Origin of the sequence: Pseudomonas sp. MWU12-3103b, assembly GCF_023100615.1 — a bacterium.
GTDB lineage: Bacteria > Pseudomonadota > Gammaproteobacteria > Pseudomonadales > Pseudomonadaceae > Aquipseudomonas > Aquipseudomonas putida_A.
This window is the reverse complement of the sequence record NZ_JALMEY010000008.1, coordinates 268,422-276,792: the sequence shown is the minus strand read 5'-3', so window position 1 is coordinate 276,792 and position 8,371 is coordinate 268,422. Positions and strand designations below refer to the sequence as shown.

The window sequence follows — 8,371 nt, the reverse complement described above, 5'->3', positions numbered from 1 at the left end:
CGGGCCAGCCCGAGAGCCTCCATCGACCGACAATCCCCAGTGGGAGCGGGCTTGCTCGCGTAGGCGTCGGATCGGTCGTGACCAGTCTTTGGTCGGCAACGCCTTCATCCGGCCAACATCGCGTCTACGCTGATCCATTCTTTCTATTTGTCCGTGTATTGCCCATCAAAGAGGTAAACCCATGAAAATCGACTTGAGTGGAAAACTGGCCATCGTCAGCGGCAGCACGGGTGGCATTGGTCTGGGCATCAGTCAGTCACTGGCCGAGGCTGGAGCCACGGTGGTGGTGATCGGGCGTGAAACGGCCAAGGTCGAGCAAGCGCTGGCGAGCATTCGCCAGCAGGTGCCGGGTGCGCAACTGCGCGGTCTGACGGCCGACCTGGGCACTGCCGAAGGTGCGGAAAAACTGTTCGCCGCTGAACCGCGCGCAGACATTCTGGTGAACAACCTCGGCATTTTCGACGCCGTGGATTTCTTTGACACCCCGGACAGCGAGTGGACACGTTTCTACGAGGTCAACGTGATTTCCGGCGTGCGCCTGTCGCGGTATTACGTGCCGGCGATGGTCGAGCAGGGCTGGGGGCGGGTGATTTTCCTGTCTTCGGAATCCGGTGTGGCGACCCCGGCCGACATGCTTAATTACGGCGTGACCAAAAGCGCCAACCTTGCGGTGTCCCATGGCCTGGCCAAGCGTCTGGCGGGCACCGGTGTGACGGTCAATGCGATCCTGCCGGGGCCGACCTTTACCGGTGGCGTGGAACACATGCTCAAGGATGCTGCGGCCGAGTCCGGCCGTAATCTGCGTGAAGAGGCTGATGCGTTTGTGCGCAGAGCGCGGCCGACGTCGATCATCCAGCGGGTGGCCGACGTTGCGGAGGTGGCGCATCTGGTCACGTACATCGCTTCGCCGTTTTCCTCCGCCACCACTGGCGCGGCCTTGCGCGTGGATGGCGGTGTAGTCGACAGTATGGCGATCTGAACCGCGAAGACTCTGGAGAAGCGTTTATTTATGGCAACTGCATCAGCAACCATCGACATCCCGGCTTCGGCCGATCAGGTCTGGCAATTGATCGGCGGCTTCAACACGCTGCCGGACTGGCTGCCGTTGATTCCCAAGAGTGAGCTGAGCGAAGGCGGACGCGTGCGCACCCTGCAAACCGCCGACGGCGCGGTGGTGATCGAGCGTCTGCAAGCGTTCGACAACGCTGCCAGGACCTACAGCTACTCGATCGAACAGGCACCGTTCCCGGCGACTGACTATCTGGCGACGATCAAGGTTGAAGCTCAGGGGCAGGGCGCTCGAGTGACGTGGTCGGGACGCTTCAACGCCAAGGGCGTGAGCGATGAGGAAGTGGTGGCGCTGTTCAACGGCATCTATCAGGGTGGCCTTGAGGCGCTGCGGGCCAATTACCCGACCTGACAGGCAAAACGCAAAAACTGTGGGAGCGAGCTTGCTCGCGAAGGCGTCGGATCAGTCAACATCTTCATTGACTGTCACACCGCATTCGCGAGCAAGCTCGCTCCCACAGGGGGATCCATGTCATATCAGGAGTTGGCGATCAAACTCTGCCGACAATCCAGCACCAGCTGCGCACCGCCCAGCTCACTGCTGCCCACCTCAAGATTGAAGCCATGCAGGCTGACAATCGCAGCGACAATCGATAGACCCAGGCCAAAGCCACTCTGCGGTTGCCCGCCCTCGGCCCGATAGAAACGCTGAAACACCGCCTCACGCTCGGCTTCGGGAATCCCCGGTCCGGAGTCGTGGACTTCAATCCGCGTATGCCCACCGTCATTCACACCACGCAAAATCACCGTGCCGCCTGCCGGAGTGAACTTGATCGAGTTGCTCAACAGATTGGCCAGCGCCTCGAACAACAAAGCCCGGTCGCCATTGAGCGGTGGCAGGGTTTCCGGCATGTTCAGCACGAACAGCAGTTCGCCTTCCTCGGCCAGTGGCAGATAAAACTCATGCAGTTCTTCCAGCAGTCGCACCGGATCGAGCTCGACAAAACCTGAGCGGCGCTGGCGATCTTCCAATTCGGAAATCCGCAGCAACCCGCGAAACCGCGCCATCAGCGTGTCCGCCTCGGCCAGCACCAGGTCCAGTTGCGCCGCCTCCTGTGAGCCTTCACCAGCCTGCTGTTGCATGCGATACAACTGCGCGCGCAAACGCGTCAGCGGCGTGCGCAAATCGTGGGCGATGTTGTCGCACACGCCTTTGACTTCATGCATCAGCCGTTCGATGCGATCGAGCATGGCGTTGACGATGGCGGCGAGCATGTCCAGTTCGTCGCGGCGGTTGGACAGCGGCAAACGGTGGGTCAGGTCGCCAGCGACAATCGCCTGGGCGCTGTCCTGAATCGCGCGGATGCGGCGCATTGGTCGGCGGCGCAGCAAATGCCAACCGGCAATCCCCGGCAGAATCGTCAGTGATACCCCCCAGAACAATGCATGCAGAATGATCCGCGTCACGGCGAACAACGAACCGTTATCGCGCAACAACACCAGCCAGCGACCGTCGCGGGTCTGGGTTGCCACCGCGTCGCAGCTGTCAGCGGGCAGGGTCGGGTCATCGGAATCGGCGCAGTCATCCAGGGTGTGGATCTTGCCATCCAGCGGCAGGCCTTCGGGCAGTTGCTGCAACGCACCGCCGAGGTACACGCCCTGGGCGTCGAACAGGCCGTAGGCGTCGATGCCGCGGATGTCAAAGGTCATGCTGGCGGCGAGCGCTTCTTCCAGTTGTTCACCGCGAAAGTGCGAAAACAGATGCTGACGTTGCATCAGCGAATGCTTGGCGAGGTTATCGAGATAGCTGGAGACCTCGAAATACATGACCCCCATGAGGATCGCGCTCCAGGCCACGAACAGCGAACTGTACAGCGCCAGCAGTCGACTGCTGGAGGAACGCCAGCCGTCAGACGGGTTCGGCAATGACATAACCCGAGCCCCGTACCGTGCGAATCAGCGGAACATTGCCCGCCGCGTCGATCTTCTTGCGCAGACGACCGATGTGTACGTCGATCAGGTTGGTGCCCGGGTCGAAGTGATAACCCCAGACCTCTTCGAAAATCATCATCCGCGACAGGATCTGCCCGCTGTTGCGCATGAGGAATTCCAGCAGCTTGTATTCGGTGGGCAGCAGCGTCAGCACCTGCCCGGCGCGGCGTGCTTCGTGGCTGATCAAGTCCAGTTCGAGGTCGGCAACCTGCAACGTGGTGGCCTGGGTGGCAACGCTGTTCTGGCGGCGCAGCAGCACTTCCACACGTGCGGCCATCTCGTCGGTGGCGAACGGTTTGGTCAGGTAATCATCGCCGCCGGCGCGCAAGCCGCGCACGCGCTCATCGACATCGGAGAGGGCGCTGATCATCAGAATCGGCGTGGCCACGCCCATGGTGCGCAGGGTGGTGACTATCGCCAGGCCATCGAGTTCCGGCAGCATGCGGTCGAGGGTGATCAGGTCGTAGTTGCCGCTGACGGCGCGGTCGAGGCCTTCGCGGCCATTGTCGACCCAATCTACTTGCAGGCCGTGGCTGCTGAGTTCGGCAACGATTTCACGAGCAGTCACGGCGTCGTCTTCGATGGTCAAAATACGCGTCATAGGGCAGGCCTTGATCGGTTCAAACGGAATGGCAGCATTTTGCCAAGTATTTCGCGTCGCGCTTTAAATTAACTTTCATGTATAGCCTGTCACAAACGTCAATCCGGGGCGCTTTGCGGCGTTGGCGTCAATGCATAAAACCCGCTGCTTTCCGTCCATTGTTGCAAATTGCAATGAATGTAGAAGTTCAGTCTTTTTAAATCATTGAAATTAAAGGATTTATTTCGGGCTCTCGACTGGCACGGTCGCTGCAATTCATCTCGTGACGAGTTGTAACACCATTTTTCATGCCTGGAGCACTACAACAATGAATAGATCCTCTGATGGGTTTTATCCTGCCTTCGAAGGAGAGTCGAGCAACGTGTCAGGCGTGTCCTGGGGCGCGATTTTCGCGGGCGCAGCGGCGGCCGCAGCACTGTCGATGATTTTAGTGCTGCTTGGCTTCGGTTTGGGATTCTCTGCCGTTTCACCTTGGGCCGGGGAGGGCATCAGCGCCAAGGGTCTGGGGATTTCGACGATTGTCTGGCTGGCGGCGACGCAAATCATCGCCTCCGGTCTGGGTGGCTACATCGCCGGTCGGCTGCGGGTGAAGTGGGCCAACATGCACGGGGATGAAGTGTATTTTCGTGATACTGCCCATGGCTTCCTTGCCTGGTGTGTGGCCACGCTGGTCACCGCAGTATTGGTAGTCGGCTCGGTCAGCAGTGTGATCAGTGGCGGTGTGCAGGCCGGTGCCAGTGTCGCCGGTGGCGCAGCGGCAGCCGCGACTCAGGCTGCCGGTAGCGCAGCGGCCAACACCGACAGCAATCAGTACGGTTACTACATCGACAATCTGTTCCGCGATGACCGTCCAGCGTCGGTCAGTGATGATGCCGCCCATGGCGCCGTAGCGCGGATCTTCGCCCAGAGCCTGGCCAACGGCCAACTCAGTCCGGAAGACCGTACCTACCTCGCGCAACTGGTCGCACAACGAACCAATCTGAGTCAGGCCGACGCCGAGAAGCGTGTCGATGAAGTGTATGCCCGCACTCAGAAGGCCATCGCCGACGCCAAAGTCAAAGCCCAACAGGCTGCCGACACCGCTGCGAAAGTTGCTGCCTGGACCTCGCTGTGGATGTTCATCGCGTTGCTGGCCGGTGCGTTCTTCGCCAGTCTCGCAGCCACCTTCGGCGGTCGTCGCCGGGATGCGGTCGAGTACGTTGAAGTCGAGACCTACGCCACCACGACCACTCTGCCTCCAGTCCGTTAACAAGGAGAATCACCATGCGCTCTCTATTACTGTTTTTCCTCGGTGTGCCAATCCCGATCATCATCCTGATCGCCCTGTTCGTACACTGATTCCAATGCTCCATTGAGGCCCATGCATCGGCCGCTTTCACTTCACGGTGAAAGCGGCTTTTTGCTTTCTGGCGTGCACCATTCGTCTTCTTCAACCGAATCGTTGAACAATCCGACCGCTTTCACTGGCCTGGATCAATATTCGCGTTTGTAACTTCCCCTAACGTAAATGTTCCAGGCCTTCGCTGAGGTTTGAACTACAGTGCTTCACGCGCACTTTGCTGCGCTGACGAAGTACCCGCGAGCCCGCCTGTAATCGAACAATTAAACGGGCCGCACGGTGTAGAGCAGCAAGGAGCTGACGCAATACCTTCCCCCTGAACCTTTTCACGGATGAACTTCGTAATGCACTGCCTAGAACGCACTTTCGATATCCAGCCCCTGACCCAGGCGGATATGACCGTCCACATCAATGGTCAACCGGTGACGGCGGCCATTGGCGAAACCGTCCTGAGCGTTATCCAGTCCCTTGGCGTGCGCCAGGTCGCACGCAACGACCATGGCCAGATCAGCGGCGCCTACTGCGGCATGGGTGTGTGCCAGTGCTGCCTGGTGAAGATCAACGGCCGCCACAAGCGCCGTGCCTGTCAGACCGTGGTGCGCGATGGCATGCAGATCGAAACCCAGGTCAACCGCATCAACGAGCAGGAGGTCGTATGAGCCTGCAACCGGTGATCGTCGGCGGTGGTCCGGCGGGGATGGCGGCGGCCATCGAGCTGGCGCGTCATGGGGTGCGCTGCACCTTGCTCGAAGAGGCCTCGCGTCTTGGTGGCGTGGTCTATCGCGGGCCGCTGCGCGACGGCGTGCAACTGGATTATCTGGGGCCGCGCTATTCCGAAGCCCTGAGCAAACTGCACGGTGATTTCCAGGAACAGTCCGGGTTGATCGACGTGCGCCTCAATCATCGCGTGGTCGGCGCCGAAGGCACCCGCGCGCTGGTGGTGCTCGACGGCGACGAGCAACTGCACGAGATCGAATATCCGCAATTGCTGCTGGCCGCCGGCTGCCACGAACGCAGCGTGCCGTTTCCCGGCTGGACCCTGCCGGGGGTGATCATGCTCGGCGGCCTGCAACTGCAAATCAAAAGTGGCGTGGTCAAGCCGCAGGGGCCGGTGGTCATCGCCGGTACCGGGCCGTTGCTGCCATTGGTGGCAACGCAGCTGCACGCGTCCGGCGTCAAGGTCGCGGGCGTGTACGAAGCATGCGCCTTCGGCAAGATCGCCCGCGAAAGCCTGGCGTTGCTGAACAAGCCACAGCTGTTCCTCGACGGTTTGAGCATGCTTGCTTACCTTAAACTGCACGGCATCCCGATGAACTACGGCTGGGGCGTGGTCGAAGCCCACGGCGACGGCGAGCTGAAAAGTGTCACCGTGGCACCTTACTCGGCCACCTGGGAGCCGGACCTGACGCGCATCGAGCGCTTCGAAGCGCAGACCCTGGCGGTCGGTTACGGCTTCATTCCGCGCACCCAGCTCAGTCAGCAGATGGGCCTCGATCACGGTTTCAGCGACGACGGTTACCTGCGCGCCAATTCGAACAACTGGCAGCAAAGCAACGAGCCGCACGTGCATCTGGCCGGTGACATGGGCGGGATTCGCGGTGGTGAAGCGGCGATGCTCGCCGGCAAGATCGCCGCCACCTCGATCCTCCTGCAACGCGGGGTGATCGAAGAAGAGCTGGCGCGGGTTCGCCGCGATCGTTATCTGGGCAAACTCAAATCCATCGTGCGCTTCCGCGCGGCTGTTGATCGCTACACCGAACGCGGTGTCGGCCAGACCGCTTTGCCGGCCGCCGACACCGTGATCTGCCGCTGCGAACACGCCACCCGCGCGGACATCGATCTGGCACTGGAGCAGGGTGTGCAAGACATCGCCAGCCTGAAAATGCGCACCCGCGTCAGCATGGGCGATTGTCAGGGGCGGATGTGTGTCGGCTACTGCAGCGACCGTCTGCGTCAGGCCACCGGGCGCAAGGACGTCGGCTGGCTGCGTCCGCGCTTCCCGATTGATCCGATCCCTTTTTCCGCGTTCCAGTCCGTCGGCACGGAGGCCGCATCCCATGAGTAAGTTCTATGACGTGATCATTGCCGGTGGCGGCGTGATCGGGGCGTCCTGCGCCTATCAATTGTCCAAGCGCCAGGGCCTCAAGGTGGCGGTGATCGACGCCAAGCGCCCGGGCAACGCGACCCGCGCTTCGGCCGGAGGCTTGTGGGCCATCGGCGAGTCGGTGGGGCTGGGCTGCGGGGTGATTTTCTTCCGCATGATGTCGGCCAACCGCAAGCGCGAAACCCAGGGCGCGGCGGTCGCGGTGGACGCCAGCACGCCGCACATCCTGCCGGAGTCCTTCTTCGATTTCGCCTTGCAGTCCAACGCGCTGTACCCGGCGTTGCACCGCGAGCTTAAAGACAAGCACGGCATGGATTTCAAGTTAGAAAAGACCGGGCTGAAGTTCGTCATCTATGACGACGAAGACCGCCTCTACGCCGAGCACATCGTCAGTTGCATTCCGCATCTGGCCGATCAGGTACGCTGGCTCGATCAGGCGGCGCTGCGTGAAGCGGAACCGAGCGTCAGCCATGAGGCCCGTGGCGCGCTGGAGTTTCTTTGCGATCACCAGGTCAGCCCGTTCCGTCTGGCCGATGCCTACATGGAAGGCGCGCGGCAGAATGGCGTCGACATCTTCGTCAACACCAACGTCACCGGTGTGTTGCACCACGGCAGCCGCGTGACTGGCGTGCAGACGGCCGAGGAGGGCGTGTTCCACTGCAAGACCCTGATCAACGCCGCTGGTGCCTGGGCGGCGGACTTGAGTGAGTGGGCGACGGGGATTCGTATCCCGGTGAAACCGGTCAAGGGCCAGATTCTGCTGACCGAACGCATGCCGAAGATCCTCAACGGCTGCCTGACCACCAGCGACTGCTATGTGGCACAGAAGGACAACGGCGAGATCCTGATCGGCAGCACCACCGAAGACAAAGGCTTCGACGTCACCACCACCTACCCGGAAATCGCCGGACTGGTGCAGGGCGCGGTGCGGTGCCTGCCGGAACTCAAGGACGTCAATCTAAAGCGCACCTGGGCCGGATTGCGTCCGGGCTCGCCGGATGAGCTGCCGATCCTCGGGCCGATGCGTGGGGTGGAGGGTTACCTGAATGCCTGCGGACACTTCCGCACCGGTATTCTGACCTCAGCGATCACCGGCGTGCTGCTGGACAAACTGGTCAATCAGGAGGCGCTGCCGCTGGATATCACACCGTTCCTGGCGGATCGGTTTGAGACTGTACCGGTCAAGCAAGAGCGTGAATTGGAAATGGCCTGAGCCCATCCACAATCCCTGTAGGAGTGAGCCTGCTCGCGATGGCGGTGTGTCAGTAACAGAGATGGCTACTGATAGATTGCAATCGCGAGCAGGCTCACTCCTACAATTGGAATT

General features: G+C 61.1%; 8 protein-coding genes and 1 pseudogene. 7 read left to right on the top strand and 2 right to left on the bottom strand.

Going from position 1 to position 8,371, the window contains the following annotated elements; genetic code table 11:
• Nucleotides 1-181: 181 nt before the first annotated feature.
• The 3 genes and pseudogenes from M0808_RS15090 to M0808_RS28580 all read left to right on the top strand — a co-directional run.
• Nucleotides 182-979: an SDR family oxidoreductase gene (locus M0808_RS15090; protein WP_247841712.1), complete on the top strand. Its 798-nt coding sequence runs from the start codon at nucleotides 182-184 to the stop codon at nucleotides 977-979.
• A 30-nt stretch (nucleotides 980-1,009) separates the two neighbouring features.
• Nucleotides 1,010-1,420 carry an SRPBCC family protein gene (locus M0808_RS15085; protein ID WP_247841711.1) on the top strand — a complete coding sequence of 137 codons (411 nt, stop codon included), beginning with the start codon at nucleotides 1,010-1,012 and terminating at the stop codon, nucleotides 1,418-1,420.
• Nucleotides 1,407-1,529 (top strand): annotated as a pseudogene (locus M0808_RS28580) (metal ABC transporter ATP-binding protein); the annotation flags it as partial. The gene M0808_RS15085 and the pseudogene M0808_RS28580, both read left to right, overlap by 14 nt.
• A gap of 16 nt (nucleotides 1,530-1,545) precedes the next feature.
• On the opposite strand, the gene M0808_RS15080 reads toward M0808_RS28580, so the two are convergent.
• Both M0808_RS15080 and M0808_RS15075 read right to left on the bottom strand, forming a co-directional pair.
• Nucleotides 1,546-2,940, bottom strand: a complete 1,395-nt coding sequence (locus M0808_RS15080; RefSeq protein ID WP_247841710.1) for a HAMP domain-containing sensor histidine kinase — start codon at nucleotides 2,938-2,940, stop codon at nucleotides 1,546-1,548.
• Nucleotides 2,918-3,601, bottom strand: a complete 684-nt coding sequence (locus M0808_RS15075; RefSeq protein ID WP_027613239.1) for a response regulator transcription factor — start codon at nucleotides 3,599-3,601, stop codon at nucleotides 2,918-2,920. The genes M0808_RS15080 and M0808_RS15075 overlap by 23 nt, the downstream gene beginning before the upstream one ends.
• A gap of 307 nt (nucleotides 3,602-3,908) precedes the next feature.
• Here M0808_RS15075 and M0808_RS15070 point away from each other — a divergent pair, with 307 nt between their 5' ends.
• The 4 genes from M0808_RS15070 to hcnC all read left to right on the top strand — a co-directional run bounded on the left by M0808_RS15070 (nucleotide 3,909) and on the right by hcnC (nucleotide 8,257).
• Nucleotides 3,909-4,850 (top strand): hypothetical protein, encoded by a 942-nt coding sequence (locus M0808_RS15070; protein ID WP_027613238.1) that lies wholly within the window; start codon nucleotides 3,909-3,911, stop codon nucleotides 4,848-4,850.
• A 434-nt stretch (nucleotides 4,851-5,284) separates the two neighbouring features.
• Complete coding sequence (gene hcnA / locus M0808_RS15065) at nucleotides 5,285-5,599, top strand: cyanide-forming glycine dehydrogenase subunit HcnA (RefSeq protein WP_027613237.1); 315 nt, start codon at nucleotides 5,285-5,287, stop codon at nucleotides 5,597-5,599.
• Nucleotides 5,596-7,005 carry a cyanide-forming glycine dehydrogenase subunit HcnB gene (gene hcnB, locus M0808_RS15060; protein ID WP_115990141.1) on the top strand — a complete coding sequence of 470 codons (1,410 nt, stop codon included), beginning with the start codon at nucleotides 5,596-5,598 and terminating at the stop codon, nucleotides 7,003-7,005. Before hcnA ends, hcnB begins: the two co-directional genes overlap by 4 nt.
• Nucleotides 6,998-8,257 carry a cyanide-forming glycine dehydrogenase subunit HcnC gene (hcnC, locus tag M0808_RS15055; protein WP_247841709.1) on the top strand — a complete coding sequence of 420 codons (1,260 nt, stop codon included), beginning with the start codon at nucleotides 6,998-7,000 and terminating at the stop codon, nucleotides 8,255-8,257. The genes hcnB and hcnC overlap by 8 nt, the downstream gene beginning before the upstream one ends.
• Nucleotides 8,258-8,371 lie beyond the last annotated feature (114 nt).

Bases quoted from the DNA above. Each gene is read 5' to 3' on its own strand.
- M0808_RS15090 (WP_247841712.1), top strand. From the start codon at position 182: ATGAAAATCGACTTGAGTGGAAAACTGGCCATCGTCAGCGGCAGCACG.
- M0808_RS15085 (WP_247841711.1), top strand. From the start codon at position 1,010: ATGGCAACTGCATCAGCAACCATCGACATCCCGGCTTCGGCCGATCAG.
- M0808_RS15080 (WP_247841710.1), bottom strand. From the start codon at position 2,940: ATGTCATTGCCGAACCCGTCTGACGGCTGGCGTTCCTCCAGCAGTCGA.
- M0808_RS15075 (WP_027613239.1), bottom strand. From the start codon at position 3,601: ATGACGCGTATTTTGACCATCGAAGACGACGCCGTGACTGCTCGTGAA.
- M0808_RS15070 (WP_027613238.1), top strand. From the start codon at position 3,909: ATGAATAGATCCTCTGATGGGTTTTATCCTGCCTTCGAAGGAGAGTCG.
- hcnA (WP_027613237.1), top strand. From the start codon at position 5,285: ATGCACTGCCTAGAACGCACTTTCGATATCCAGCCCCTGACCCAGGCG.
- hcnB (WP_115990141.1), top strand. From the start codon at position 5,596: ATGAGCCTGCAACCGGTGATCGTCGGCGGTGGTCCGGCGGGGATGGCG.
- hcnC (WP_247841709.1), top strand. From the start codon at position 6,998: ATGAGTAAGTTCTATGACGTGATCATTGCCGGTGGCGGCGTGATCGGG.